This is a genomic window from Stenotrophomonas sp. B1-1 (genome assembly GCF_010894375.1).
GTDB lineage: Bacteria > Pseudomonadota > Gammaproteobacteria > Xanthomonadales > Xanthomonadaceae > Stenotrophomonas.
Genome location: NZ_JAAIUZ010000004.1, coordinates 152,462 through 176,227 on the forward strand (window position 1 = coordinate 152,462; position 23,766 = coordinate 176,227).

26 protein-coding genes, 8 tRNA genes and 1 other RNA gene are annotated in these 23,766 nt (G+C 67.9%); 23 read left to right on the forward strand and 12 right to left on the reverse strand.

Annotation, left to right across the window (positions count from 1 at the left end; translation table 11 throughout):
* The first annotated feature begins 31 nt into the window (after positions 1–31).
* The 7 genes from G4G00_RS02785 to G4G00_RS02815 all read left to right on the forward strand — a co-directional run bounded on the left by G4G00_RS02785 (position 32) and on the right by G4G00_RS02815 (position 1,035).
* Complete coding sequence (locus G4G00_RS02785) at positions 32–304, forward strand: HU family DNA-binding protein (protein WP_004146343.1); 273 nt, start codon at positions 32–34, stop codon at positions 302–304.
* 11 nt (positions 305–315) lie between these two features.
* Positions 316–390, forward strand: a tRNA-Val gene (locus tag G4G00_RS02790).
* A gap of 26 nt (positions 391–416) precedes the next feature.
* Positions 417–493, forward strand: a tRNA-Asp gene (locus G4G00_RS02795).
* An 82-nt stretch (positions 494–575) separates the two neighbouring features.
* A tRNA-Asp gene (locus G4G00_RS02800) sits at positions 576–652 on the forward strand.
* A gap of 82 nt (positions 653–734) precedes the next feature.
* Positions 735–811 (forward strand) — tRNA-Asp (locus G4G00_RS02805).
* Between the two features lie 40 nt (positions 812–851).
* Positions 852–928: transfer RNA gene (locus tag G4G00_RS02810), tRNA-Asp, on the forward strand.
* A gap of 30 nt (positions 929–958) precedes the next feature.
* Positions 959–1,035: transfer RNA gene (locus tag G4G00_RS02815), tRNA-Asp, on the forward strand.
* Between the two features lie 106 nt (positions 1,036–1,141).
* On the opposite strand, the gene G4G00_RS02820 is transcribed toward G4G00_RS02815, so the two are convergent.
* From G4G00_RS02820 to G4G00_RS02835, 4 genes are read right to left on the reverse strand one after another with little or no spacing between them, the layout of a single operon-like run.
* Positions 1,142–2,380 (reverse strand): nucleotide disphospho-sugar-binding domain-containing protein, encoded by a 1,239-nt coding sequence (locus G4G00_RS02820; protein ID WP_164271051.1) that lies wholly within the window; start codon positions 2,378–2,380, stop codon positions 1,142–1,144.
* On the reverse strand, positions 2,377–2,964 hold the full coding sequence (locus tag G4G00_RS02825) for a hypothetical protein (protein WP_164271053.1): 588 nt from the start codon (positions 2,962–2,964) through the stop codon (positions 2,377–2,379). The genes G4G00_RS02820 and G4G00_RS02825 overlap by 4 nt, the downstream gene beginning before the upstream one ends.
* Entirely contained in the window at positions 2,957–4,114 is a 1,158-nt protein-coding gene (locus G4G00_RS02830; protein WP_164271056.1) for a glycosyltransferase, read from the reverse strand. The genes G4G00_RS02825 and G4G00_RS02830 overlap by 8 nt, the downstream gene beginning before the upstream one ends.
* Positions 4,111–5,058, reverse strand: coding sequence for an NAD(P)-dependent oxidoreductase (locus G4G00_RS02835; RefSeq protein ID WP_108752318.1), 948 nt, complete (start codon positions 5,056–5,058; stop codon positions 4,111–4,113). The genes G4G00_RS02830 and G4G00_RS02835 overlap by 4 nt, the downstream gene beginning before the upstream one ends.
* A gap of 214 nt (positions 5,059–5,272) precedes the next feature.
* Between G4G00_RS02835 and G4G00_RS02840 the strand changes: the two genes are divergently transcribed.
* On the forward strand, positions 5,273–7,237 hold the full coding sequence (locus G4G00_RS02840; protein WP_164271059.1) for a peptidyl-prolyl cis-trans isomerase: 1,965 nt from the start codon (positions 5,273–5,275) through the stop codon (positions 7,235–7,237).
* Positions 7,238–7,471: 234 nt separating this feature from the next.
* Here G4G00_RS02840 and G4G00_RS02845 read toward each other — a convergent pair whose 3' ends face one another.
* Together G4G00_RS02845 and gloB are read right to left on the reverse strand one after the other, a co-directional pair.
* Positions 7,472–8,674, reverse strand: coding sequence for a lytic transglycosylase domain-containing protein (locus tag G4G00_RS02845; protein ID WP_108755532.1), 1,203 nt, complete (start codon positions 8,672–8,674; stop codon positions 7,472–7,474).
* On the reverse strand, positions 8,671–9,435 hold the full coding sequence (gene gloB, locus G4G00_RS02850) for a hydroxyacylglutathione hydrolase (protein WP_108752321.1): 765 nt from the start codon (positions 9,433–9,435) through the stop codon (positions 8,671–8,673). The genes G4G00_RS02845 and gloB overlap by 4 nt, the downstream gene beginning before the upstream one ends.
* Before the next feature lie 11 nt (positions 9,436–9,446).
* On the opposite strand from gloB, the gene G4G00_RS02855 reads away from it, so the two are divergent.
* Genes G4G00_RS02855 through dnaQ form a run of 3 tightly spaced genes read left to right on the forward strand, consistent with a single transcriptional unit; the run spans position 9,447 to position 11,289 of the window.
* Positions 9,447–10,091 (forward strand): methyltransferase domain-containing protein, encoded by a 645-nt coding sequence (locus G4G00_RS02855; RefSeq protein ID WP_108752322.1) that lies wholly within the window; start codon positions 9,447–9,449, stop codon positions 10,089–10,091.
* Between the two features lie 12 nt (positions 10,092–10,103).
* A complete protein-coding gene (gene rnhA, locus G4G00_RS02860; protein ID WP_108752323.1) occupies positions 10,104–10,556 on the forward strand; it encodes a ribonuclease HI in 453 nt (150 codons plus the stop codon).
* Positions 10,557–10,560: 4 nt separating this feature from the next.
* A complete protein-coding gene (dnaQ, locus tag G4G00_RS02865) occupies positions 10,561–11,289 on the forward strand; it encodes a DNA polymerase III subunit epsilon (protein WP_108748724.1) in 729 nt (242 codons plus the stop codon).
* Between the two features lie 309 nt (positions 11,290–11,598).
* On the opposite strand, the gene G4G00_RS02870 is transcribed toward dnaQ, so the two are convergent.
* Positions 11,599–12,303 carry a protein phosphatase 2C domain-containing protein gene (locus G4G00_RS02870; RefSeq protein WP_108752324.1) on the reverse strand — a complete coding sequence of 235 codons (705 nt, stop codon included), beginning with the start codon at positions 12,301–12,303 and terminating at the stop codon, positions 11,599–11,601.
* A gap of 167 nt (positions 12,304–12,470) precedes the next feature.
* On the opposite strand from G4G00_RS02870, the gene G4G00_RS02875 reads away from it, so the two are divergent.
* Together G4G00_RS02875 and G4G00_RS02880 are read left to right on the forward strand one after the other, a co-directional pair.
* Positions 12,471–12,561 (forward strand) — tRNA-Ser (locus G4G00_RS02875).
* Between the two features lie 263 nt (positions 12,562–12,824).
* Positions 12,825–13,229, forward strand: coding sequence for a DUF6165 family protein (locus tag G4G00_RS02880; RefSeq protein ID WP_108752325.1), 405 nt, complete (start codon positions 12,825–12,827; stop codon positions 13,227–13,229).
* A 46-nt stretch (positions 13,230–13,275) separates the two neighbouring features.
* Here the strand turns inward: G4G00_RS02880 and G4G00_RS02885 are convergent, their stop codons facing one another.
* Positions 13,276–14,322 (reverse strand): glycosyltransferase family 9 protein, encoded by a 1,047-nt coding sequence (locus G4G00_RS02885; protein ID WP_108752326.1) that lies wholly within the window; start codon positions 14,320–14,322, stop codon positions 13,276–13,278.
* 20 nt (positions 14,323–14,342) lie between these two features.
* On the opposite strand from G4G00_RS02885, the gene G4G00_RS02890 reads away from it, so the two are divergent.
* Genes G4G00_RS02890 through G4G00_RS02900 form a run of 3 tightly spaced genes read left to right on the forward strand, consistent with a single transcriptional unit; the run spans position 14,343 to position 16,245 of the window.
* Positions 14,343–15,092, forward strand: coding sequence for a 3-deoxy-D-manno-octulosonic acid kinase (locus G4G00_RS02890; RefSeq protein ID WP_108748728.1), 750 nt, complete (start codon positions 14,343–14,345; stop codon positions 15,090–15,092).
* Complete coding sequence (locus G4G00_RS02895; protein WP_164271062.1) at positions 15,092–15,859, forward strand: MBL fold metallo-hydrolase; 768 nt, start codon at positions 15,092–15,094, stop codon at positions 15,857–15,859. The genes G4G00_RS02890 and G4G00_RS02895 overlap by 1 nt, the downstream gene beginning before the upstream one ends.
* On the forward strand, positions 15,856–16,245 hold the full coding sequence (locus G4G00_RS02900; RefSeq protein WP_108752328.1) for a nuclear transport factor 2 family protein: 390 nt from the start codon (positions 15,856–15,858) through the stop codon (positions 16,243–16,245). The genes G4G00_RS02895 and G4G00_RS02900 overlap by 4 nt, the downstream gene beginning before the upstream one ends.
* Before the next feature lie 113 nt (positions 16,246–16,358).
* Here the strand turns inward: G4G00_RS02900 and ffs are convergent.
* Positions 16,359–16,455, reverse strand: an RNA gene (gene ffs, locus G4G00_RS02905) — signal recognition particle sRNA small type.
* A 300-nt stretch (positions 16,456–16,755) separates the two neighbouring features.
* Between ffs and G4G00_RS02910 the strand changes: the two genes are divergently transcribed.
* Both G4G00_RS02910 and G4G00_RS02915 read left to right on the forward strand, forming a co-directional pair.
* Positions 16,756–17,073, forward strand: coding sequence for a multidrug efflux SMR transporter (locus G4G00_RS02910; RefSeq protein WP_164271065.1), 318 nt, complete (start codon positions 16,756–16,758; stop codon positions 17,071–17,073).
* Between the two features lie 67 nt (positions 17,074–17,140).
* Entirely contained in the window at positions 17,141–17,551 is a 411-nt protein-coding gene (locus tag G4G00_RS02915; RefSeq protein ID WP_108755537.1) for a DUF3592 domain-containing protein, read from the forward strand.
* Between the two features lie 26 nt (positions 17,552–17,577).
* Here the strand turns inward: G4G00_RS02915 and G4G00_RS02920 are convergent, their stop codons facing one another.
* Complete coding sequence (locus tag G4G00_RS02920) at positions 17,578–18,024, reverse strand: hypothetical protein (RefSeq protein WP_164271067.1); 447 nt, start codon at positions 18,022–18,024, stop codon at positions 17,578–17,580.
* Between the two features lie 144 nt (positions 18,025–18,168).
* On the opposite strand from G4G00_RS02920, the gene G4G00_RS02925 reads away from it, so the two are divergent.
* The gene (locus G4G00_RS02925) at positions 18,169–18,981 is read left to right on the forward strand and encodes an isocitrate lyase/phosphoenolpyruvate mutase family protein (protein WP_164271070.1); all 813 of its coding nucleotides are present in this window, start codon (positions 18,169–18,171) and stop codon (positions 18,979–18,981) included.
* Between the two features lie 49 nt (positions 18,982–19,030).
* Here the strand turns inward: G4G00_RS02925 and G4G00_RS02930 are convergent, their stop codons facing one another.
* A complete protein-coding gene (locus G4G00_RS02930) occupies positions 19,031–19,363 on the reverse strand; it encodes a hypothetical protein (RefSeq protein WP_240336070.1) in 333 nt (110 codons plus the stop codon).
* A gap of 618 nt (positions 19,364–19,981) precedes the next feature.
* Positions 19,982–20,074, reverse strand: a tRNA-Ser gene (locus G4G00_RS02935).
* A gap of 141 nt (positions 20,075–20,215) precedes the next feature.
* Here G4G00_RS02935 and dnaX point away from each other — a divergent pair.
* The 4 genes from dnaX (at position 20,216) to G4G00_RS02955 (ending at position 23,738) form a co-directional block, all read left to right on the forward strand.
* Positions 20,216–22,246, forward strand: coding sequence for a DNA polymerase III subunit gamma/tau (dnaX, locus tag G4G00_RS02940; protein ID WP_205515518.1), 2,031 nt, complete (start codon positions 20,216–20,218; stop codon positions 22,244–22,246).
* A 6-nt stretch (positions 22,247–22,252) separates the two neighbouring features.
* Complete coding sequence (locus G4G00_RS02945) at positions 22,253–22,573, forward strand: YbaB/EbfC family nucleoid-associated protein (RefSeq protein ID WP_019659509.1); 321 nt, start codon at positions 22,253–22,255, stop codon at positions 22,571–22,573.
* Positions 22,574–22,712: 139 nt separating this feature from the next.
* Positions 22,713–23,312 (forward strand): recombination mediator RecR, encoded by a 600-nt coding sequence (gene recR, locus G4G00_RS02950; protein WP_108752335.1) that lies wholly within the window; start codon positions 22,713–22,715, stop codon positions 23,310–23,312.
* A gap of 66 nt (positions 23,313–23,378) precedes the next feature.
* Positions 23,379–23,738: a histidine triad nucleotide-binding protein gene (locus G4G00_RS02955; RefSeq protein WP_108748739.1), complete on the forward strand. Its 360-nt coding sequence runs from the start codon at positions 23,379–23,381 to the stop codon at positions 23,736–23,738.
* Positions 23,739–23,766: the final 28 nt, after the last annotated feature.

Consider the following 23,766-nt stretch of genomic DNA (forward strand, 5'->3'; position numbering starts at 1 on the left):
GCGGAACCCACCGCCAAAGGAGCTGTAAAGAATGAACAAGACCGAATTGATCGATGCCGTTGCTGAAGCCGCCGACCTGACCAAGGCCGAGTCCAGCCGCGCTGTCGATGCTGTCGTTGCCGCCGTCACCAAGGCGCTGAAGGACGGCGATGCGGTCACCCTGGTTGGCTTCGGTACCTTCCAGGTGCGCGACCGTGCCGCCCGTACCGGCCGCAACCCGAAGACCGGCGACACCATCAAGATCGCTGCTTCGAAGAATCCGTCGTTCAAGGCTGGTAAGGCCCTGAAGGATGCTGTAAACTAAGCGGCTCGCTGGGGTGCTTAGCTCAGCGGTAGAGCGTCTCCTTTACACGGAGAGGGTCGGGGGTTCGAAACCCTCAGCACCCACCACAGCACCGTAGTAAAAGTTTGAGTGTGGAGCGGTAGTTCAGCTGGTTAGAATGCTGGCCTGTCACGCCGGAGGTCGCGGGTTCGAGTCCCGTCCGCTCCGCCAGTTGCAAAGGCTTCCGGGCAACCGGGCGCCTTGTTTCCTTCCCGGCCCCGGCCGGGGGAAGCAGAAAGGTTTACGACAACGTGGAGCGGTAGTTCAGCTGGTTAGAATGCTGGCCTGTCACGCCGGAGGTCGCGGGTTCGAGTCCCGTCCGCTCCGCCAGTTGCAAAGGCTTCCGGGCAACCGGGCGCCTTGTTTCCTTCCCGGCCCCGGCCGGGGGAAGCAGAAAGGTTTACGACAACGTGGAGCGGTAGTTCAGCTGGTTAGAATGCTGGCCTGTCACGCCGGAGGTCGCGGGTTCGAGTCCCGTCCGCTCCGCCAAGTTGTGAACTGGTTTCAAGGGGTATCCGAAGTTTGTCGTGGAGCGGTAGTTCAGCTGGTTAGAATGCTGGCCTGTCACGCCGGAGGTCGCGGGTTCGAGTCCCGTCCGCTCCGCCATCCCCGGATCCCAACAAGTTCTGCCTATGTGGAGCGGTAGTTCAGCTGGTTAGAATGCTGGCCTGTCACGCCGGAGGTCGCGGGTTCGAGTCCCGTCCGCTCCGCCAGCAGAGTTTGAAGTGTCATCGAAGATGCCCGTCGGTCCTGGACCCGCGGGCATTTTGCTTTTTTGGGGCTGTGCGCATGCACGTGCCCGCCGGGCGTGGCCCGCTGCTAGCGTTCAAGTGATGCGACGCGGTCCAGCACCGACTGCGCGGCCATATGCCGCTGCACCGACGCCTGCAGCGCGGGCAGCCCCGGAAATGCATCGGCCTGCAACGCGTGCGCGAACAGCGCCGGCAGATCCTCCAGGCGGCGCAGCCACAGCCCGGCACCGGCTGCCTGCAGGCGAGCGGCATGGTCAAACTGGTCGTAATCCAGCGGATACACCAGCGCCGGAATGCCTGCACACAACGCGTGGTACATCACCCCGGCGCCGCCATGGTGCAGTACCTGGTCGTAGCGCGGCAGATGGCGCGCGTAATCGACGAAGGGCAGCAGGTGCAGGTTCGGCAGCGGCTGCGCGCGCGTGGACAGATCGTGCTGGTGCCCCTGGCTGACGTGCACCTGCCAGTGCGGGTACTGCCGCGCCAATGCGGCGGCAGCCTCGGCCAGCCGTGGTTTTGCCCAGTCCTGGTGGGTACCGGCGGTCACCAGCAGGTGCCGCGCGCCGTCCACGAACGGCGGCGCTGCGTGCTCGCTGTGCGGGGTATGTAGCATCGGCCCGATGAACTGCAGCGCCGCCGGCCAGCGCCGCGGAAATTCCAGTTCCGGCACGCCCAGGGCCAGGATGCACTGATCGGAATAGACCTGTTCGCTGCCATCGCGGCGGTAGATGGCAGGCACGCCCAGGCGGCGCATCGCCGGGCGCTGCCAGGCATGCACGCCGCGCTTGAACAGGCGGATCATCTGCCGCCCCGCCGCCTGCTGCACGCGCTGCCACACCGTGCGCGGCGGCGACATGCCGCCCAGGTAGGGCGGTGGCCCATCGGCGCAGTCCAGCACGCAGGGCGAGGGCAGGCTGGTCCACCAGCGGATGCCGAGTTCGGCGGCCAGCAGGCCGGCCGGCGGCAGGGTGAAGTCAACGATGACCAGATCCGGCCGCTGCTCGGCCCAGCGCTGCTGCAGCGCGTGCCGCATCTGCGCCATCAACTGCAGGGCCTGGCGCAGCTGCGCGTGCATGCGCAGCGGGTTGGCCTTCACCGCCACGCCGGGGTTGGCGATCTGCCACAGCGCCGCTTCGTGCGCGGCCGACAGCAGCACATCGCCGCGCAGCCCACTGGCGGCAATCGCCGCTTGCGCGCCGGGCGTGCTCAGCACCGTTACCTGGTGCCGCGCCTGCAGTTGCCGGGCGATGGCCAGCAGCGGATGCAGGTGACCGCTGTAGGGCGGTGCCAGCAGCTCGATCTTCATGGCAACGCCTGCTCGATGCGCGCGATCAACGCGTGCGCCTGCGCCAGTACCGGCGCCTGTTGCAGGTAATCCATGTGGCCGCTGCGCACCCAGTGTCGCGCGCCGCGCCAGCCGGCTCGGGAGATCCAGTCCTGTCGCCCCACCAGCACCTGCAGGCGTGCGGCCGCCGGGGCGTGTCGCGCCACAGGGCCATAGGCCAATATGCTGAACCGCTGTGACAGTGCGGCCGGCAACTGCAGGTTGGCCAGCAGTTCCAGCCCGCAGCTGCCGGCCAGCAACAGCGTGTGTGGCGCCGCGTGCAGCAGATCAGCCACCGCTGCCGCATGGCGGCGGGCGAAGGCCGGCTGGCGTGAGCGCAGGTACTGGCGGCTGTTGTGCCAGCTTGCCGATAGCAGCGACACGCGGCGGAACGGCAGTGTCTGCGCGTCGTAGGGGAAGTTGCAGGGATGCAGGCGCCGGCCAGCTGCCAGCAGCGCCTGGCCGAACTGCAGTTGAGCCGGACTGAGCGCGCAGCGCGCCGGATCACTCTGCCCGCACAGGAAGGCGATCTGCAGGTGGATGGGCGGCGCGGCAGGTTCAGGCATCGTGGAAGCGATCATTGGCGCGCACATGATAGAGATGGGTACGCCAGCGGATGCGCCGCACGCAGGTCGCGTGCAGCAGGTGCAGGGGTTGCAGCAGTTCGGCCAGCACCGACAGCACCGGGCGATGGCGCACGCGCCCACTGGCGCGCCGCTGCAGCCGCATCAGTACCGCCGCACGCAGCAGCAGCACGGCGGCCGCGATCAGTGCCGGTGCCCCCAGCGGTGGCCACGCCGCCAGCAGCAGCACCGCCCACAGCAGCAGCGGCGGCAGGCCGTGCAGCAGCCCGATCAAGGCGCGTACCGGACGCGATTCATCGCGCAGCAACAGCAGCGCAAACAACATCCAGCGATGCATTTGCTGCCGGTAGCGCTGCAGCGTCGGCACATGCGTCTGCACTTCCACGCAGGCGGTGGACTGGTGCAAACGGGCGCCCTGGTCGCGCAGGGCGCGTGCCAGCGCCAGATCGTCGGCCAGCATGTGCCGCAGCGGCGCGAAGCCGCCCAGTTCGCGCAGGCGCGCGGTCCGCAGTGCGTAGCACATGCCATTGATCGACAGCGGTGCCAGCCACGGCAGCAGGCCCAGGTAGGTCAGCGCCGTGTTGTTGTTGACGAACTGCGCCATCAATCGGGAGCCGAACCGGGCGTCGTCGCGGTAGCAGGGCAGGGCGGTGACCAGATCGGCGTGCGGCAGCTCATCCAGCATCTGTGCCAGCGCCGCTGCGGACAGCCGCGCATCGTCGTCCAGCACCAGCACGACCGGCTCCTGCACGCGCGGCAATACGCCATCGAGTTTGAATGTCTTGGGATTGATGCCCTGCGGCGCCGCGGGGTGCAGCAGGCAGGTGATGGGGTGGTCGGGGTACTGCGCACACAGCTGCGCCGCCGCCGCCCGCCCCAGCGCATCGGCTTCATCCAGCAGCCAGTGGAAATGCGCGCCGGGCAGCGCCTGCAGGTTCGCCGCCAGCACCTGGGCCAGCAGTGGGTCACCGCCCAGGATCGGTTGCAGGATCGCCACTCCCCGGCCGTCGAAGCGGATGTGGGGGCTGGGCGGTCGTTGCCGCAGCACGCGCATCGCCCCCGTTGCCTTCAGGGCGAGCAGCAGCAGGTAGGCCAGTGCGATTGCGGCGCTGACGAGGTTCACGGTGTTCATTGCGCACGCTGCTCGTGGATGAGGCGTTCGATGGCGGTCTCCATGCCCAGCAGGGGCGGGCCCAGATCGGCCAGCATGCGCTGCGGGTTGAAGGTCTTTGAATAGGCGAATGCGGCCACGCCGAAGCGGGTGATGGGCGGCTCGCCGCGCAGGCGCAGCAGGCGCCAGACGCCTTCCAGCGCGCCGGCGCCGGCCAGCGCCAGACCGGTGGGCAGGCGGCGGCCCAGCGGTGGCAGCTCCAACGCGGCCAGCAGGCGCTGCAGCAGGGCCTGCACATCCACCGGCTGCGCGTTGGTCAGGTTGTAGGCCGGGGCCAGCCGGGGCGCCTGGATGGCCCGCAGCAGGTACGCCACCAGGGTGTCGATGTGGATCAGGTCGATCAGCGGTGGCCCGCCGGCGCTGACCAGCCGTGGCAACGCCCCGCGACGGGCGGCCTGCAGCAGGCGCGGCATCAGCAGGGTGTCGCCCGGGCCGAACACTGCGCGCGGGCGCAGGATGCAGTGCGGCCCCGGATAGGCCGATACCAGCGCCTCGGCTGCCGCCTTGCTGCGCGCGTAGTCGTTGAGGAAGGCCGGGCCGATCGGGCTGTCCTCGTCCAGGTCGTACTGGTGCGCGGCGCGGTAGAACACCGCCGTAGTGGACAGGTGCAGCAGGCGCGGCAGGCCGTTGGCCTGGCAGAAGGCGATGACCTGCGCGGTGGCGTCTACGTTGTGCTGCCGGTACTGCGCCGGGCTGGCCCAGGGCGCTGCCAAGGCCGCCGCATGCACCACCACGTCGGGCCGGAACGACAGGTGCAGCGGCTGCCGCAGGTCCGCCTGCACGTAGTCCGGCCGGTCCAGCGGGCGGCGGCCGACGCCCAGCGCCTGTACCTGCGGCAGCGAGGCCAGGCGGCGCAGCAGGGCGCCGCCGATGAAGCCGGACGCGCCGGTGACCAGGATGCGCATGGGCGTGGTTTCCTCCGCCCTTGCCGCGGGCCGAACGCAGGTCGCATGCCTGCCGGGGCGGCCAGTATGCGCAATGACGGCTGCGGCAGCCATGCCGGGGGGCTGGCGACCTGCCGCAGAGGCTTGTGCCGCCTGCCTTGCGGCCGTTTTTGGTGCCTGCGGCGAAGCGGGTTACACTGCCGGGCTCGCCAATCAGGCCATGTGATTCCTCACCATGCTGCAGAAACTCCGCGACAAGACCTCAGGCTGGATCGTCACTGTGATCCTGGGGCTGCTGATGATTCCGTTCCTGTTCGTGATCGACAACAGCTACCTCGGTGGTGTCGGCGCGCAGAACGTGGCCAAGGTTTCGGCACCGCCGACCTGGTGGCGCTCGGCGCCGTCGTGGTGGCCGGTGCGCTTGCTGTGGCAGCACCACGAGATCAGTTCGCAGGATTTCCGCACCCGCTTCGAGCAGGAGCGCATGCGCGCCCGCCAGCAGCAGGGTGAAGACTTCGACCCGCGTGCGTTTGAAAGCACCGAGAACAAGCTGGCCGTGCTCGATCAGCTGGTGGACGAGCAGGTCGTTCGCCTGGTCGGTGAACAGGCCGGTGTCGTCATTGGCGACGGCGCGGTGCGCGAGTACATCATGACCATCCCGGCCTTCCTGGGCCAGGATGGCAAGTTCAGCGAAGCCAACTACCGCCTGGCCCTGCAGACCGGCAACCCGCCGCGCACGCCCACCCAGTTCCAGGAACTGGTGCGTGACAGCCTGCAGCAGTCGGTCATTCCGTCGGGCCTGCAGAATTCGGGCTTCGTTACCCAGGCCGAGACCGAGCGCCTGCTGAAGCTGCTGGGCGAAACCCGCGACGTGCAGCTGGTGGGTCTGCCGGAAGTGCCGGCCGATACCGCGCCGGTGACCGACGCGCAGATCAAGCAGTGGTACGACAGCCACGGCAAGGATTTCCGCCAGGCCGAATCGGTTTCGCTGGAGTTCGTCGAAGTGAATGGCGCCAACCTGCCGGCCCCGGCCCCGGCCCCGGCCGCCGCCGACGAAGCTGCCCTGCGCAAGCGCTATGAAGAAGAGAAGGCCAAGTTCGTGGCGCCGGAACAGCGCCAGGCCGCGCACATCCTGCTGACCGGCGACGGTGCCGAAGCCAAGGCCGCCAAGCTGGCCGCCGAAGCCAAGGGTGGCGCTGACTTCGCCGCGCTGGCCAAGGCCAATTCGCAGGACCCCGGTTCCAAGGACCAGGGCGGTGACCTGGGCTGGGTGGAACGCGGCGCGATGGTGAAGCCGTTCGAAGATGCCCTGTTCGCCGCCAAGGCCGGCGAGATCGTCGGCCCGGTGAAGACCGATTTCGGCTACCACGTCATCAAGGTCGCCGCGGTGCGCGGTGGCGAAGGCAAGTCGTTCGAGGAAGTGCGTGACACCCTGGCCGCCGAGCAGCTGAAGGCCGATGGCGAGCGCGGTTTCAACGAACTGGCCAGCCGCCTGGTCGATGCCATCAACAAGAGCCCGAGCGATCTGGCCGCCGCCGCCAAGGAAGTGGGCCTGCCGCTGCAGACCACCGGCGTGATCACCCGCGCCACCGCCAGTGGCGTGGTGGCCGACCCGGCCGTGCTGCGCGATGCGTTCTCCGACGTGCGCGTGCAGGACGGCACCTCCAGCGATCCGATCGCCGTGGGTGGCAGCAGCAACCACAGCGTGGTGATCCGGGTGGCCGCGCACACCCCGGAACAGGCGCTGCCGCTGGACAAGGCCCGTGAGCAGGTGATTGCCGCCATCCGTGCCGACCGTCAGCGCCAGGTCAGCGACAAGGCCGCCGACGCCCTGCTGGCCAAGCTGAAGGGCGGCGCCAGCCTGCAGTCGCTGGCTGCCAGCGAGAAGCTGCAGGTCAGCCCGATGCCGGGCCTGCCGCGCAGCCAGCCGGTGCCGACCCCGGACATCCACCGCGCCATCTTCAGCGCGCCGGTGCCGACCGAGGGCAAGCCGAGCTACGGCAAGATTGACGTGAATGGCCACGCGTTGGTGTTCGTGGTGGACAAGGTCATCCCGGGTGACGTGAAGGAAGTGACCGCCGAGCAGCAGAAGCAGCTGAAGGACCAGTTGGCCCAGATCGATGGCGCCGCTGCGGCCAAGGCCTTCGTGGAAGCCATGCGCAAGAAGTTCGTGGTGCAGACCACCGAAGCCAACCTGTAACCCAGGGCGGCGCGCAGAACGAAAAGGCCCGGCAATGCCGGGCCTTTTTTGTTGTGTGCCGCGAGGGGGGGGCAGGCTTCGTAGAGTCGAGCTTGCTCGACTGAAGCAGTCGAGCAACGCTCGACTGAAGCCACCATGTGTAGAGTCGAGCCATGCTCGACTGAAGTGCAGTCGAGCAAGCTCGACTCTACCGGGGCGTGCAGTCGAGCAACGCTCGACTCTACCGGGCGCGGGTCAGTCTTCCACGCGCAGTACGGCGCCGGGCTTCAGCACGCTGCTGCCGCTCAGGCCGTTCAACGACAGCAGTGCCTTCACCGGCATGCCGTAGCGGCGGGCGATGGTCCAGGCCGATTCGCCGTTGCGTACGGTGTGGCGGCGGCTGCGCGGGCGGTCGGCGGCGCTGGCCACGGTACGGGCCACCTGCGGTGCAGGCGTGGCGATGGGCGCTTCAGTAGCCGCCGTAGCGGCCACGGCGGCCGCGGCGTCCAGCACACTGGCATTGGCGGCCGAAACCGGCGCCAGCACCCGGGCGTTGCCGCTCGGGCGCTTGCCTGCGGCCAGACCGGGGTTCAGGCGGGCGATGCGGGCCGGGTCCAGCGACCGTTGCGCGGCCCACTGCTGCACCGTGGTGCCGGCCGGCAGCGTGTGGTCCTTCAGCACCGGCACGGTGCGGTCCAGCGAGGCCATCACGCCCGGCTGGTCTTCCACGTTTTCCAGCACGCAGGCCAGCGCATGCAGCTTTTCCACATACGCATGGGTGACCGGCGACAGACCGGGCAGGGCGGCGGGCTTGGCATTCTGTGCGTTCATGCCGGCCTTGCGCATCGACTGCAGCACCCGGTACTCGCCGGCGTTGTAGGCCATGGTGGCCAGGCGCCAGTCGCCGCCGAACATGCCGTGCAGGGTCTTCAGGTAGCGCACCGCTGCCTGGGTCGATTCCACCGCCGACAGGCGGCCGTCGTAGCCGTTGGACATCGGCACGCGATGGTTGCGCGCGGTGGTGGCGATGAACTGCCACAGGCCGGTGGGGCCGCTGCCGTTGCGGGCATTGGGGCGGTAGCCGCTTTCCACGAACGGGATCAGCGCGAATTCGGTGGGTAGGTTGGCCTTGCGAAGTTCTTCGACTACATAGCCGAACAGCACCAGGGCGTCATCGTCCTGGTTGGCCAGGCGCGAGGGGGCGTGGGCGAACTGCTTCTGCCAGCGCGGGCTGGTGGCCTCGGCGTCGCAGGTGGGCTCGGCCAGGCCGTCGCGGAAGCTGGTGAAGATGTCCTGGCCGTTGCGCACGCTGGCCGCCGGCAGGGCCGTCGGGTCCAGCGGTACCGCGGCAGCGGCGGTCAGGTTCTGGCTGATGCCGGCGCCCAGCGACTGCGCGCCCGCGTTCCCGGCCAACCCCAGGGCAAGCCCCAGGGCCAGCGTCAGACTTCGGCGCATCATGCGCGGAAGCCGTCTTTCCAGTGCCGGAGACCGGCCATGACGTCGACGTCGTCCACGACCTCGCGCCCCAGGTGCGCCGACACCGCCGCGCGGATCGGCGCGGTATGTGTACGCAGGAACGGATTGCAGTCGAGCTCGTTGGCCAGGGTTACCGGCAGGGTGGAACGGTCATCGCGGCGCATGGCCAAAGCCTCCTCTTGGCGCTGCAGCAACGCAGCGTTGGCGGGGTCGACATGCCGCGCGAAGACGGCATTTGACACGGTGTACTCGTGAGCGCAACACAACAGCAGTTGCGCGGGCAGGGCACCCAGCCTGCGCATTGATGCCAGCAGCTGGGACGGCGTACCTTCGAACAGGCGTCCACAGCCCAGGCTGAACAACGAATCGCCGCTGAAAAGCTGTTCAGCGGTGTGAAACGCGATGTGGCTGCGGGTGTGCCCGGGCACGGATAGTACGTGGAACATCTGCCCCAGTGCCTGAACGCGTTCACCTTCGCCCACCCGCTCGGTGGCCGTGGGAATGCGTTCTTCCACCGGGGCCACCACCCGCACGCCGGGAAACCGCGCCTGCAGTGCGGGCACGCCACCGATGTGATCGTCGTGGTGGTGGGTGAGCAGGATGGTGTCCACGCGCAGGCCTTGGTCGGCCAGCGCCAGTACCGGCGCGGCATCGCCAGGGTCGATCACGACCGCGGCGCCGTCGTCGGCCGTCAACATCCAGATGTAGTTATCCGCAAATGCGGGCAGGGCAGTCAGTCGCATAGAATTGGACCATGCCCCTGCTGCAGAGCCACCGTCAAGCGAGCCTGGTGCCCTGGTTCGACAGCGAGCCGGCGCAGCCGCTGCGCGTGCTGGAACGGCAGCTGCTGCTGCCGCAGCTGGCCGCGCTGCCGGTGCAACCCTGGTTGTGGATCGCGCCCAGCCCGGCCTGGTTGCAGGACGCGCAGGCCGCCGGGCGTGGCCTGCGCCTGTACCGCACCGGCCAGGGCTACGCCGGTGACACCCGCTGCGCGCTGCCGTTGCCGCTGGCCAACGAGAGCGTGAACGCAATCGTGCTGCAGCACGTGACCGCCGCCGACGCCGATGCGCTGCTGGACGAATGTGAGCGCGTGCTGATGCCCGGCGGACACCTGTGGCTGACCAGCCTCAACCCGTTCAGCCCCTACCGGGCGCGCTGGCGCCAACACGGCCTGGTGGTGCGCACCCCGCAACGCCTGCGCCAGCTGCTGGACCGGCACGGGCTGGACTGTGGGCAGACACGCTACCTGGGGCCGCTGTGGCAGGGCCCGGGCAGCCGCGCGCGCCCCGGCTGGGCGCCGCTGCGGGCGGCCTGCCTGTTCCATGCCCAAAAACGTACGCTGGCCCTGCCAGGGCCGACCCCGCTGCCGGTGCGCTGGCACGGCACCGTAGCCACCTGATCTGGAGTTGTATTGAAAACCATTGAAATCCACACCGACGGTTCCTGCCTGGGCAATCCTGGTCCCGGCGGCTGGGCCGCGCTGCTGCGCTACAAGGGGCACGAGCGTGAACTCAGTGGCGGCGAAGCGCACACCACCAACAACCGGATGGAGCTGATGGCGGCCATCTGTGCGCTGGAAACCCTGACCGAGCCGTGCAACATCGTGCTGTTCACCGATTCGCAGTACGTGCGCCAGGGCCTGACCCAGTGGATGGCGGGGTGGATCCGCAAGAACTGGAGGACCGCCGGCGGCGACCCGGTGAAGAACCGCGAGCTGTGGGAGCGCCTGCATGCGGCCACGCTGCGCCACCAGATCGACTGGCGCTGGGTGAAGGGCCATTCCGGTGACCCGGACAACGAGCGCGTGGATACCCTGGCGCGCAATGCCGCGACCCAGATCCGCGACGGCAGCCCGGTAAACTGAGCCCATGCGTCAGATCATTCTCGATACCGAAACCACCGGCCTGGAGTGGAAGAAGGGCAACCGCGTCGTCGAAATCGGCTGCGTGGAGCTGTTCAAGCGCCGCCCGTCCGGTAACAACTACCACCAGTACCTGAAGCCCGACTGCGACTTCGAGCAGGGCGCGCAGGAAGTGACCGGGCTGACCCTGGAGTTCCTGGACGACAAGCCCGCCTTCGCCGAGGTGGCCGATGAGTTCCTGGCCTTCATCAAGGGCGCCGAACTGATCATCCACAACGCGGCGTTCGACCTGGGCTTCCTGGACAACGAACTGTCGCTGCTGGGCCCGCAGTACGGCCGGATCACCGACCACTGCACCGTGGTCGACACCCTGGCGCTGGCGCGCGAGCGGTTCCCGGGCCAGCGCAATTCGCTCGATGCCCTGTGCAAGCGCCTGGGCGTGGACAACTCGCACCGCGCACTGCACGGCGCGCTGCTCGATGCGCAGATCCTGGGTGATGTGTACATCGCGCTGACCTCGGGCCAGGAAGAAATCGGCTTCGGTCTGGACGACGAGGGCGGTGGGGCAGGGGCGGCGCTGCAGGCGTTCGATACCAGTGCGCTGCTGCCGCGCCCGCGCGTGGTGGCCACGCCGTCCGAGCAGGAAGCCCATGCCGCCCGCCTGGAGCGCCTGCGCAAGAAGGCCGGCCACGCGTTGTGGGATGGCCCGAAGGTGGAAGAAGCGGCGAGCGCGTAGGCGGTGGGGGGGGCCGCCGGGCATGGCCCGGCGCTACCACCCTATCCACGCATGGCGTGGATCTACCCTCATCGTATCCACGCATGGCGTGGATCTACAGTAGAGCCACGCCATGCGTGGCTATCAGTGGCAGCGCACCAGGATTACGGTGATGTTGTCCGATGACGCGCCAGCGCATTCGCGCTGACGCCCCACAATTTGCGCTGCAAATCGTGGGCCCCGTCTCATCATCACCCATACCCCCGCCGCTTCGCGTCCGCCCCCTGACTCAGGGGGCTCTCCCCCAGATGCAGCGTGCGTGCGTCAGGATCAGTGGCAGCGCACCAGGATTACGGTGATGTTGTCAGAACCGCCGCCGTCGAGGGCGGCGGCGACCAGGGTGTCCACGCATTCCTGGGCGCTTGCATCGTCGTAGGCCAGGGTGCGGGCAATGCCGCGGTCGTCCACTTCCTCGGTCAGGCCGTCGCTGCACAGCAGCAGCTGCATGCCCGGGCGCAGTTCACCACTGGTGGTGGCCACGTTCAGGTGGGTGGGGTCGGTTACCCCCAGTGCCTGGGTCACCACGTTGCGGTGCGGGTGGGCGCGGGCCTGTTCGGCGGTCAGGTTGCCCTGCGCCACCAGTTCCTGCACCACGCTGTGGTCCTGGCTGAGCTGGGCCAGCTGGCCGTCGCGCCACAGATAGGCCCGGCTGTCGCCCACCCAGGCCACCTCATAGCGGTTGCCCTGCACCCGCGCGGCGACCACGGTGGTTCCCATCGGCAGGGTGTCGTTGCGGCGGCGCGAGGCACGGATGATCTCCTCGTCGGCGGTGCGGATGGCCTGGGCCAGCGGCGCGCCCCGGCGGATCTCGCGCACGATGGTCTCGCGCGCCAGCGCGCTGGCCACCTCGCCGCAGGCATGCCCGCCCATGCCGTCGGCCACCAGCCACAGCGACAGCTCGCCATCACCGTAATAGGTGTCTTCGTTGAGCTCCCGGCGCAGGCCGGGGTGGGTGAGGTGTCCGAATTCGATCATGGTGGGGGCTGGGGAAGGGTGATGCCGGGGAGAACGGCATCATCACGGCCAAGCGGACATCCGGCAAGGCATGCAGTCAGAAATATTTCATCGGATGTGCGGCAATGGCTTGTGGTCTGCCTCGCTTCCTCGTATTATTCGCGTCCCCGGTTCGCCGGGGACCATCTGGAGAGGTGGCAGAGCGGTTGAATGTACCTGACTCGAAATCAGGCAGGCGTTTATAGCGCCTCGGGGGTTCGAATCCCCCCCTCTCCGCCAGATTAAAAAAAACGGGCTGCCTTAGGGCAGCCCGTTTTTTTTAATCTGGCGCGGGATGCGAAACGCGCTTTGCGCGCTTCGCCCCATGCGTTGCTGCGCAACGTATGGGGCCCCTCCCTTTGCCTGCCTCTCCCCGCCCCTGTCGGGGCAGCCCCTCAACAGAGGGGCTTGTTCCACCCGACGCGACATCGGGTTGCTGTCACGCGGGAACAGCATCTTCGCTGCGGGTTACCATGTGCGCATCATTTGCTGGAGCGTCCCCCATGACCGCTGAAATCCTGGTGCCTGTGTCTTTCGGCGAGCTGCTGGACAAGATCTCGATCCTGCAGATCAAGTCCGAGCGGATCAGTGACGAGGGCAAGCTGGCCAATGTGCGCCGCGAGCTGTCGGCGCTGGATACCACCTGGATGGGCCATCCGGCCGCGGTGAAGGACATCGCCAAGCTGCGTGCCGAGCTGAAGGCGGTGAACGAGCAGCTGTGGGACATCGAGGACGATATCCGCCTGAAGGAAAAGGCGCAGTCCTTCGACCAGGGCTTCATCGACCTGGCGCGCAGTGTCTACCTGCGCAATGACGAGCGCGCGCGCATCAAGAAGGCGATCAACCTGGCGCTGGGCTCGGTGTACGTGGAAGAGAAGTCGTACCAGGATTACGCGCCCCGCGCGTAATCCCGTAGATCCACGCCATGCGTGGATGGGCCCACCCGCCCGTCGATCAACCCCGATGGTCGGCCACGTAGCGCTCGAAGGCGGCAATGCCGTCCTCGACCGTGATCAGTTCCATCACATCGTCGAACTCGATCTTGGTGCCCCACTTCAGGTCGACCGCCTGCTTGCCCAGGTACTTGCGCGCGGCATCGTCGTAGCGGTCCACGCAGTAGCGGCGGTCCGAATACGGGCCGCTGCGGTGCGGGTTGCTGGCCGCATGCAGGCCCAGCACCTTGCTGCCCATGGCGTTGGCGATGTGCATCGGCCCCGAATCGGGGGTCATCACCAGGTCGGCGCGGGCCAGCAGCGCCGGCAACTGCTTCAGCGTGTCCCTGCCCACCAGATCCAGTGCCGGGGTCTCCAGCTGGGCCTGGATGGCATCGGCCATGCTGCGTTCCAGTTCACTGCGGCCGCCGCACAGCACCACGCGCCAGCCACGGGCCTGGGCATGGGTGGCCACGGCGGCGTAGCGGTCGGCATACCAGTTGCGGCGCACGTGGCTGGAACACGGCGAGATCATCAGCACCGGGCGGCCATCGTCCTCCCATTGCGCCGCGGCCCACTCAAAGGCGGCCGGCGGTACGGCCAGGTCCCAGCTGACCGTGTCCTGGCGCAGGCCCAGCGGCTCGCAGAAGCTGCCGATGGCATCGAGCACATGGATGCCGGGGCGGTCGGGAATGCGTTCGTTGATGAACAGCCCGTGCAGGTCCTTGGAGCGGCTGCGGTCGTAGCCGATGCGGCGCTCGGCCGGAATGAAGGCCGACAGCAGGTTCGCGCGGAAGGCCACCTGCATCTGCAGCAGCGCCTCGAAGCGCCCGGGCGGCAACTGATGGCGCAGTGCCTTCACCCCGGCCATGCCGGTCTTCTTGTCATAGGCATGGAAGACCACGCCGGGCAGGCCGTCCAGCAGCTTGTGGCCGACCTTGTCGATGATCCAGTGGATCGGCGTATCCGGGCGCGCGGCCTGCAGGGTACGCACCAGCGGCACGACATGGGTGACATCGCCCAGGGCAGACAGGCGAAGGAGGCACAAGGATGAGGACGCTGATGCCATGTGTTGTTAGACTCAAAGGAATGGTCGCATTTGACGCCAATGAAGCGCTGACGCCATGCCGCGAGGGTCGCGGCATCGGGGCCATTCTGTTCGACCGCGAGCGGCTGCGGCAAGCCGAGGCGGGTCTGTTCTCGCCCCAGTACTGGGGAAACAAGGCCCGGCCGGTGGGCGAGGGCGGCCGCGGCAGCGCCTGGTTCGTCGATGCTTCCTTCGGCCCCGGGGTGCTGCGCCACTACCTGCGCGGCGGCCTGGCAGCCAAGCTCAGCCACGACCAGTACATCTGGCGCGGCTCGGACCGGACCCGCAGCTTTGCCGAATTCCGGCTGATGCGCGCGCTGCGTGCGCAGAAGCTGCCGGTGCCCCGGCCGATCGCCGCGTTCTACATGCGCGAGGGCCTGCGCTACCGCGCGGCCATCCTGATGGAGCGCATCGAGGGCGTGCGCTCGCTGGCCGACCGTGCACTGGTGGCCGGCCGCGGTGCCCCCTGGGAAGAGGCCGGCCGTCTGATCGCGCGCTTCCACCGCGCCGGGCTGGACCATGCCGACCTCAACGCACACAACATCCTGTTCGATGGCAACGGCCATGGCTGGCTGATCGATTTCGACCGTGGGGTCATCCGTATTCCTGCCACTGCCTGGCGCGAGCGCAACCTGAAGCGCCTGCTGCGTTCGCTGCTGAAGCTGCGCGGCGAGCGCAGCGTGGAAGACGTGCAGAAGGATTACGCGCGGCTGCGCCGTGCCTACGACATGGCCTGGAACCGGGGCACCTGATGGACTGGTCGTTGCGTTTCCTCGGCGTCGGCAATGCGTCGGCGGTCGAGCTGGGTTCGCCCATGTCGGTGATCGAATGCGATGGCCGTCCGTGGCTGACCATCGATTGTGGCGGCGAAGGGCTGACCGCGTTCAAGGCGCACTACGGGCACCTGCCGCAGGCGCTGTTCGTCACCCATGTACACCTGGACCACGTGGCCGGCTTCGAGCGGCTGTTCGTGGATACCTTCTTCAGTGCGCAGCGGCGCGGCAAGGTGCGCCTGTATGTGCCGGCCACGGTGGTGCCGCTGCTGCACAAGCGCATCGGTGACTACCCGAACGTGCTGGCCGAAGGCGGCGCCAACTTCTGGGATGCCTTCCAGCTGATCGTGGTGGGCGATGCGTTCTGGCATGAAGGCGTGCGCCTGGAAGTCTTCCCGGTACGCCACCACTGGCCGGAAACCGCCTATGGCCTGCGTCTGCAGGGGGCGCTGGTGTGGAGTGGCGATACCCGGCCGATTCCGGAAATGCTGGCGCGCTTTGCCAACGACAACGAGCTGATCGCCCACGACTGCGGCCTGCACGGCAATCCGTCGCACACCGGCGTGGACGATCTGGAGCGTGAGTACAGCGCCGAACTGCAGGCGCGGATGATGCTCTATCACTACGCCAGCGCGGCCGATGGCCAGGCCCTGGCGGCGCGCGGGCATCGCGTGGCCCAGCCCGGGCAGTGCGTGGCACTGGCAGTGCCCACCGCGCCGAACGTGCTGGCGCAGGACCCACCGTGAATATCTGCGGCCAGCCTGCTGGCGCGGCGCTGGCGGCCGAACTGGAACATCTGGAACGCGCGCTGCACACCCCGCACGTGCGCGGAGACCGTGCGCGGCTGGCGGAACTGCTGGATGAGGATTTCAGCGAGATCGGCAGTTCAGGCCAGAGCTACGGCCGTGCGGCAGCGCTGGCCGAGATTCCGCTGGAACGGGCGCAGGTGCAGATCGAATCGGAGCAGTACGCGGTTGCGCTGCTGACGCCCGAGCTGGCCCAGGTGCGTTACCGCAGCCGCTACCACGTGGATGGCCAGCCGCAGCGCTGGGTGCTGCGCAGTTCGCTGTGGCGCCGGCATGCGCAGGGATGGCGGGTGGTGTTCCATCAGGGCACGCCGGAGGCGGGGTAGCGCCGGGCCATGCCCGGCGAAGGGCGCCAACCAAGGTTGGCAGCTACCAGGGCGAGGGGCGCCAGCCATGCTTGGTATCTACGGGGAACGAGGCGCGGCCTGAAAAGGCGGTGGCCCCGCCGGCTGACCTCGGCGCCCGCGTCGATCGATACCGTTGCTGCCTTCCGGCCCTGGCGGGATTTTCGACCTAGCGTCGCGAGGGGCCGACGGGGCCACCATAGAGACGTTGGCCGCCCAAGGACGGCCGGTTCACGGAACAGGGGAAGTGGCGCGCAGCGCGCCGAAGACCACAGCCGGACTGCACATCGACTGGGCCGATGGCAGGCGCGCATTCTAGCGCAGGCGCGGCCGCTTGTGCCAGCGCCGCGCACTGAATCGGCTGTAACCCGGCGCCACCTGCAGCGGCCCCGGCGCAGCGGCGTTGCTAGAATGCGCGGCAGGAGGAACGGCCTCCCCCACATCGGGAATGAATGACCAGGACGGCCTGGCCCTGCCAAAAGGAGGGCCGTCATGGCCTGGATCCAATTGTTGTTCGCTGGCCTGCTGGAAATCGTCTGGGCCGTTGCGATGAAGCAATCCGAGGGCTTCAGCAAGCCCGTTCCGTCCATCATCACCGTGGTCGGCATGATCGCCAGCTTCTGGCTGCTGGCCCTGGCCATGCGCAACCTGCCGCTGGGCACCGCTTACACCTTCTGGACCGGCATCGGCGCGGTGGGTGCGTTCGTGGTGGGCATCGTGTTCCTGGGCGAGCAGCTCAGTGCGATGCGCATCGGCGCGGCGGTGCTGATCGTCAGCGGGCTGGTGCTGATGAAGCTGTCCAGCAGCTGACAGGTCGCTACACTTTGCGGCCCAACCGTGCCTGTGCCGCGGGCCGACGCAAGGATGCAACGCCGCAATGACCTCTGCAAGCACACCCCGCGCTGACCGCGTGGCCAAAGGGCTGTTGTTTACCCTGATGGGCATGGCAATGCTGGCCATTGCCGGCTGGACCCTGGCCGATCGCCTGCAGTTCCTGGACCGGGCACAGCCGGTCCAGGGCTGGGTGGACCATCTCAATGCCGGCGGCTCGCACCCGCAGGTGGTGTTCCAGACGCCGGCAGGGCAGCGCGTGTCGTACGCCCAGAACGGGCTGATCTTCGGCTATGCGCCGGGACAGCCGGTGCGCGTGCTGTACCTGCCCGAGGCGCCGGCGCGTGATCCGGTGGTGGACACGCCCGCGGCGTTGTGGGGCGTGACCGTGCTGATTGGCCTGATCGGTGCGGTGTTCGTGTTCGCCGGGTTGGGGCGGGTGCTGCCGCGTCGTTAGAGCGGGTTGTGCGTGCAGCGCGCAGCTCAGGTGTCATACACGCCGCTGTCCCACGGTTCGAAGAACGCCATGTAGTTGCCGGGCTGCATTTCCACTGCCCACAGATCCTCCTCATCTTCCGGTGCGCGTGCGATCAGGCCGAAGGTCGTGCCGAACTGTTCCACCGCAAACGGAGCGACCTGCACGCGTCGATGCTCGATGGCCCCCAGATCGTGCAGGCGTGCCTGGCGGATCGCGCGGTGCTGTTGTGCATCCACCTGGTCGCGCGGGCCCAGCGAATCGATCTGCGCATCCAGCAGGGCGCCGTCGGCGTCGAACAGGTACAGCGCGATGTATTCGCAGCCTGGCTGGCGGCGCGTGGCCGGTTCGAACGGTGTGGTCAGGATGAACTGCCGTCCATCTTCCGTGCGGCCGATGCAGTCGGCGTAATGGTCATCCGGGTCGATGGCGATCCGTTCGGGGCATTGGCTCATGGTGGCGTCCTTGCAGGGGAGCGGCATTGAACCGCGTCTGCCCGGGGCGACTCAAGTGATCGCCGCAGGTATTGGTGTCTGAAGATGGCGAGCAGCCGGCCGCGCGTGCCCGCAGACTGCGCGCCTCGCAGACACGGAGTTCCCATGATCGATCGCCATCATCGTTTTGAAAGCCTGCACCGCAGCGCTGACCTGGTGGTGCTGCCCACCGTGTGGGACGCAGGCAGCGCGCGCCTGGCTGAGGATTGCGGTGCGCAGGCACTGGGCACTTCCAGCGCGGCCATGGCCTGGTCCTGCGGCCATGCCGATGCGTGCGTGTTGCCGGAGGACGCGCTGCTGGAGCGCGTGCGGCAGATCCTGCGGGTGACGACGCTGCCGCTCACCGTGGATATCGAGAACGGCTACAGCGACGATCCGCAGCAGGTGGCCGCGCGCGTGCTGCGCCTGGTTGAGCTGGGCGTGGTGGGCATCAACATCGAGGATGGCGAGGGCAGCGTCGAGCTGTTGGCGGCGAAGATCGCGGCAGTGCGCTGCGCGCTGGCGGGGCGTCCGTTGTTCATCAACGCGCGGACCGATGTGTATCTGCGCGGCTTGGCCGAGGGTGCGCAGGCCGTGGCACTGAGCGTGCAGCGCCTGCAGGCCTATGCGCAGGCCGGTGCGGATGGGGGATTTGTTCCTGGATTGCAGGCGCTGGCCGAGGTGGCGGCCGTCGCTGCACAGGTGGCGCTGCCACTGAACCTGATGGCGTTGCCCGGCATGGCGCCGGCCGACCATTTGCGGCAGGCCGGCGTACGCCGCTTGAGTGCCGGGCCGGCGCTGTTCCTGCAGGCCTGGGCGGCTACGGCAGCGGCAACGCGCACGCTGCTGGAGAGTGGGGTGCTGGTGGGTGCGGCTGCTGCGTCTTACCCGGATGTTGACCGACGCTTTGCGATCACTGACGGGCGCCAAGCTCAATAGAGATCGGTGTGGCGATGTCATGCCATGACGAACAGCGGCTGCATCGATCCTAGTTCCAGATCACGATGGTTCCATCCGGGCAGTTCAACTGCATTGCTTCCGGGCCAGAGTAGCCGCTGTCACTCACGTCTACGGTGAGTGATACCCCGCCAGAAAACTGCGCCACCATTGTCGTTTGATCGAGCAGATAGTTCGTTAGAAGCAGCCCCTGTGGGGCTTGCGCAGGCTGCTTCGCAGTGCCATCGCAATGAAGGCGGACAGTGTTGTAGATGTGCAGCTCCCAGCCATCATGGGTCCTGATCGTCGTGATGCCGTCGCCCGTTTCCAGCGTCACCGCTTTCCCGATCAGATTCCGAAGTCCCGCCATCTGATGTTCCATCATGTTTTGGCCCGTACGACTGGAGAAGGGAGTGGCAGCCAGGATGTCGCTGCGTCGCTGCAGTATGGGGCGGCGACGCAGCGGGAGAGAGTGGGGGGGGCGGGGAAGGGGCCGGTGAAGCCAACCCCGGAGGGCTTCTCAGCACCCGTCCCATCCGGCGGCCATTGAGATGTTCAGCGCAATGCGGCCGGAGACCCAGGAGGTGCGAGCGGCGTCTGCTCCACGCATGGCGTGGATCTACGGATCTGTCCGGACGAGCAAGCCCCTCTGTTGAGGGGCTGCCCCGACAGGGGCGGGGAGAGGCAGGCAAAGGGAGGGGCCCATTCGTTGCGTAGCAACGCATGGGGCGAAGCGCGCGCAGCGCACTTCGCTTCCCGCGCCAGATAAATGAAAAAGGCTGCCCAGAGGGCAGCCTTTTTCATTTATCTGGCGGAGAGAGGGGGATTGTCGGGTGCATCCCTGCACCCGATCCCGATGCGCGTTGCACATCGGGACCAGCCTGCGGCTGTCCGGTTCTGCTCCTGCAGAACCGTCGAACCCCATCGGGGCTTCTCACCCGCCATCCCGTCCGCCGCACAAACGCAGAAGGGCCACCCTGTGGGCGGCCCTTCTGCGTTTGTCTGGCGGAGAGAGGGGGATTCGAACCCCCGAAGCGCGGTTTAGACGCTTACACACTTTCCAGGCGTGCTCCTTCAACCACTCGGACACCTCTCCGGATTCCCTGCCATCGGCAAACGCCTCAGCAGGGGCGCAGATTCTAGCGGGCGCCGCGCCCGGACACAAGCACCGTGTTTCAGGGGGAGGGGGCTGGACAGGCATGGCACAATGGAACATCCGATGGAAGACGGTGGCCTGATGTCCTATCTCGTGCTTGCCCGCAAGTGGCGTCCGAAGCGTTTTGCCGAGCTGGTGGGCCAGGAACACGTGGTCCGTGCGCTCAGCAATGCGCTGGACAGTGGCCGGGTCCACCATGCGTTCCTGTTCACCGGTACCCGCGGCGTGGGCAAGACCACCATCGCGCGTATCTTCGCCAAGTCGCTGAACTGCGAACAGGGCACCAGTGCCGACCCCTGTGGCCAGTGCGCAGCCTGCCTGGACATCGACGCCGGCCGCTACATCGACCTGCTGGAAATCGACGCCGCGTCCAATACCGGCGTGGATGACGTGCGCGAAGTGATCGAGAACGCCCAGTACATGCCCTCGCGCGGCAAGTACAAGGTCTACCTGATCGACGAAGTGCACATGCTGTCCAAGGCGGCGTTCAACGCGCTGCTGAAGACGCTGGAAGAGCCGCCGGAGCATGTGAAGTTCCTGCTGGCCACCACCGACCCGCAGAAGCTGCCGGTTACCGTGCTCAGCCGCTGCCTGCAGTTCAACCTGAAGCGGCTGGACGAGGACCAGATCCAGGGCCAGATGACCCGCATCCTGGCCGCCGAGGAGATCGAGTCCGATCCCAGCGCCATCGTGCAGCTGTCCAAGGCCGCCGATGGCAGCCTGCGTGATGGCCTGTCCTTGCTCGACCAGGCGATTGCCTATGCCGGTGGCGCCCTGCGCGACGACGTGGTGCGCACCATGCTGGGCACCGTGGACCGCACCCAGGTGGCGGCCATGCTGGATGCCCTGGCCGACGGCGAGGGCGCGCGCCTGCTGCAGGTAGTGGCGGCGCTGGCCGAGTTCTCGCCCGACTGGAGCGGCGTGCTGGAAGCGCTGGCCGAGGGGCTGCACCGTATCCAGGTGCAGCAGCTGGTACCGGGTGCGGCTGCCGCCGCCGAAGGTCTGGACGTGGCCGCCTTCGCTGCCCGCCTGCGCCCGGAAGTGGTGCAGCTGTGGTACCAGATGGCGCTCAATGGCCGCCGCGACCTGCCGCTGGCGCCGAGCCCGCGCGCAGGCTTCGAAATGGCCGTGCTGCGCATGCTGGCCTTCCGCCCGGCGGCCGCAGTGCCGCCGGTCCCGCGTGCGGTCGACCCGGCCGCAGGCGCTGCCCCGGCCGGCAATGCACCCAGTGGCGGTGGTGCCGGTGGCAGCCAGGAGGCCGCTCCGGCCGCCGCTGCCTCGGCCCAGGCCCCGGCGGCGCCAGAGCAGGTGAGCGCCGCAGCGCATACCCCGTCGCCGCAGCCCGAGCCGCCGCCGCGCGAACCGGAGCCTGAACCGGAACCGGAACCCACCCCGGAACCTGAACCGGTGCCGGTGGAAGAACCCGAAACCCCCACGCCGGTGAAGGCCGAGATTGCCGCGCCGCCGGCCGGAGCGAGCGAGGATCTGCCGCCGTGGGCGACCGAGGAGGCCGAGGCCGCCCACGCCCGTGATGCGTCGCTGGCCGCCGCGCATGCCACCCCGGAGGCGGCCATGGTCGCCCCCTGGCACGAACCGCCGGCGCCGGCACAGCCCGCCGAGGTTGCCGAAGAGCGCGCGTTCCAGCCGGAAGGCATTGCCATTGCGCCCGCACCGGCGGCCGCCGACCGTGGCCCGCAGGAAGCGGTGGGCGAACTGGCCAGTGCCGAGGACTGGCTGGACCTAGTGGCCGGCAGCGGCCTGAACGGCCCGTCGCGCCAGTTGGCCGCCAACGCCGCCTTCATCAGTTGCCAGCAGGGCACCTTGAAACTGGGGCTTTCGCCCGGATTTGAATACCTGCGCTCCGAGCGCGCGCTGGCGGCGCTGGGCGAGGTGCTGGAAAAGGCCCTGGGTCAGGCGCTGCGGATCGTGGTCGAGACCGTGGAAACCGAACACGTACCGGCCGAGACCCTGCACCAGCGTGCCGACCGCCAGCGCGGCGAGCGCCAGCAGGCCGCCGAGGCCACCTTCATGGACGATCCGGAAGTCCAGCTGCTGATCCAGCAGCACGGCGCCCGGGTCGTTTCCGATTCCATCCGTACTTTTGACGAGTAAGACGACATGCGCGGGAACATCGCCCAACTGATGCAGCAGGCCCAGAAGATGCAGGAAAACCTGCAGAAGGCCCAGGAAGAAATCGCCAGGATCGAAGTGACCGGCAGCGCCGGTGGCGGCATGGTCAGCGTCACCCTTACCGGTGCGAAGGAATGCCGCAAGGTGCGCATCGACCCGTCGCTGACCAGCGATCCGGAAATGCTGGAAGACCTGATCGCGGCTGCCTTCAACGACGCGTCCAACAAGATCGACGCCGAATCGAAGTCGAAGATGGGCTCGGCCACGGCCGGCATGCAGCTGCCGCCGGGCATGAAGCTGCCGTTCTGATACCCGTAGCGTCGAGCGTGCTCGACTGGTCCTTCCGTAGCGTCGAGCTTGCTCGACGGCATGCGTGAATCAGTCGAGCATGGCTCGACTCTACAACACCCTTCAGTCGAGCAAGCTCGACTCTACAAAGCCTGCCGCCGTGTCCGCACCTCTGCTTGAACAATTGATCGATGCGCTGCGGGTGCTGCCGGGCGTGGGCCAGAAGACGGCCCAGCGCATGGCCTACCACCTGCTGGAACGCGAGCGCGAGGGCGGCCAGCGCCTGGCCGAAACCCTGGCGTTGGCGGTGGAGCGCATCGGCCACTGCGCGCAGTGCCGTGATTTCAGCGAGAGCGAGGTGTGCCCCACCTGCGCCAACGGCAGCCGCGAGCGCAGCCAGCTGTGCGTGGTGGAATCGCCGGCCGACCGCCTGGCCATTGAAAACGCCACCGGCTTCCGCGGCGTCTACTTCGTGCTGCAGGGGCGCTTGTCACCGCTCGATGGCGTGGGCCCGCGCGAGCTGGGCCTGGAACAGCTGGAGCAGCGCCTGGCCCAGGGCGAGGTGCAGGAACTGATCATCGCCACCAGTGCCACCGTGGAAGGCGAAGCGACCGCGCACTACCTGGCGCAGTTGGCGCGCGTCCGCCAGGTGCGGCCCAGCCGCCTGGCCCAGGGCCTGCCGCTGGGGGGCGAACTGGAATACGTCGATCGCGGCACCCTGTCGCACGCCTTCGGCACCCGCAGCGAATTCCGCGACTGATACGCGGCCGGGCAACGCCTGCTATCGCCGGCCTACAATGCGGGGCATATCCCGCCGAGGCCGACCATGAGCAGCGAAACCCTCTTCAGCAAGATCATCCGCCGCGAGATCCCGGCCACCATCGTCTACGAAGACGACGAGGTGCTGGGCTTCAAGGACATCGCACCGCAGGCGCCGGTGCACGTGCTGTTCATTCCGAAGAACGAGATCATTCCCACGCTGGATGACCTGCAGCCGTCGCAGGCGCACCTGATCGGCAAGCTGGCGCTGGCCGCCGCGGCCTACGCGCGCAGCGAGGGTTTGGCCGAAGACGGCTACCGCATCGTGATGAACTGCCGCGAGCATGCCGGACAGACCGTGTTCCATATCCACATGCACCTGCTGGCCGGCGCGCCGCTGGGCCATTTCGGTACGCCAGGGCGTTGAGGCAACCGCATCCACGCGTGGCCAGGGC

What these genes read in the sequence shown, in the direction of transcription:
- dnaQ (WP_108748724.1), top strand. Translation starts at nt 10,561, where the DNA reads ATGCGTCAGATCATTCTCGATACCGAAACCACCGGCCTGGAGTGGAAG.
- G4G00_RS02925 (WP_164271070.1), top strand. Translation starts at nt 18,169, where the DNA reads ATGATCGATCGCCATCATCGTTTTGAAAGCCTGCACCGCAGCGCTGAC.
- G4G00_RS02920 (WP_164271067.1), bottom strand. Translation starts at nt 18,024, where the DNA reads ATGAGCCAATGCCCCGAACGGATCGCCATCGACCCGGATGACCATTAC.
- G4G00_RS02835 (WP_108752318.1), bottom strand. Translation starts at nt 5,058, where the DNA reads ATGCGCATCCTGGTCACCGGCGCGTCCGGCTTCATCGGCGGCGCCCTG.
- G4G00_RS02885 (WP_108752326.1), bottom strand. Translation starts at nt 14,322, where the DNA reads ATGGCATCAGCGTCCTCATCCTTGTGCCTCCTTCGCCTGTCTGCCCTG.
- G4G00_RS02785 (WP_004146343.1), top strand. Translation starts at nt 32, where the DNA reads ATGAACAAGACCGAATTGATCGATGCCGTTGCTGAAGCCGCCGACCTG.
- G4G00_RS02910 (WP_164271065.1), top strand. Translation starts at nt 16,756, where the DNA reads ATGGCCTGGATCCAATTGTTGTTCGCTGGCCTGCTGGAAATCGTCTGG.
- G4G00_RS02930 (WP_240336070.1), bottom strand. Translation starts at nt 19,363, where the DNA reads ATGATGGAACATCAGATGGCGGGACTTCGGAATCTGATCGGGAAAGCG.
- G4G00_RS02890 (WP_108748728.1), top strand. Translation starts at nt 14,343, where the DNA reads ATGGTCGCATTTGACGCCAATGAAGCGCTGACGCCATGCCGCGAGGGT.
- G4G00_RS02870 (WP_108752324.1), bottom strand. Translation starts at nt 12,303, where the DNA reads ATGATCGAATTCGGACACCTCACCCACCCCGGCCTGCGCCGGGAGCTC.
- G4G00_RS02880 (WP_108752325.1), top strand. Translation starts at nt 12,825, where the DNA reads ATGACCGCTGAAATCCTGGTGCCTGTGTCTTTCGGCGAGCTGCTGGAC.
- G4G00_RS02895 (WP_164271062.1), top strand. Translation starts at nt 15,092, where the DNA reads ATGGACTGGTCGTTGCGTTTCCTCGGCGTCGGCAATGCGTCGGCGGTC.
- G4G00_RS02955 (WP_108748739.1), top strand. Translation starts at nt 23,379, where the DNA reads ATGAGCAGCGAAACCCTCTTCAGCAAGATCATCCGCCGCGAGATCCCG.
- G4G00_RS02830 (WP_164271056.1), bottom strand. Translation starts at nt 4,114, where the DNA reads ATGAACACCGTGAACCTCGTCAGCGCCGCAATCGCACTGGCCTACCTG.
- G4G00_RS02825 (WP_164271053.1), bottom strand. Translation starts at nt 2,964, where the DNA reads ATGCCTGAACCTGCCGCGCCGCCCATCCACCTGCAGATCGCCTTCCTG.
- G4G00_RS02820 (WP_164271051.1), bottom strand. Translation starts at nt 2,380, where the DNA reads ATGAAGATCGAGCTGCTGGCACCGCCCTACAGCGGTCACCTGCATCCG.
- G4G00_RS02945 (WP_019659509.1), top strand. Translation starts at nt 22,253, where the DNA reads ATGCGCGGGAACATCGCCCAACTGATGCAGCAGGCCCAGAAGATGCAG.
- gloB (WP_108752321.1), bottom strand. Translation starts at nt 9,435, where the DNA reads ATGCGACTGACTGCCCTGCCCGCATTTGCGGATAACTACATCTGGATG.
- G4G00_RS02840 (WP_164271059.1), top strand. Translation starts at nt 5,273, where the DNA reads ATGCTGCAGAAACTCCGCGACAAGACCTCAGGCTGGATCGTCACTGTG.
- G4G00_RS02845 (WP_108755532.1), bottom strand. Translation starts at nt 8,674, where the DNA reads ATGATGCGCCGAAGTCTGACGCTGGCCCTGGGGCTTGCCCTGGGGTTG.
- G4G00_RS02855 (WP_108752322.1), top strand. Translation starts at nt 9,447, where the DNA reads ATGCCCCTGCTGCAGAGCCACCGTCAAGCGAGCCTGGTGCCCTGGTTC.
- dnaX (WP_205515518.1), top strand. Translation starts at nt 20,216, where the DNA reads ATGTCCTATCTCGTGCTTGCCCGCAAGTGGCGTCCGAAGCGTTTTGCC.
- G4G00_RS02915 (WP_108755537.1), top strand. Translation starts at nt 17,141, where the DNA reads ATGACCTCTGCAAGCACACCCCGCGCTGACCGCGTGGCCAAAGGGCTG.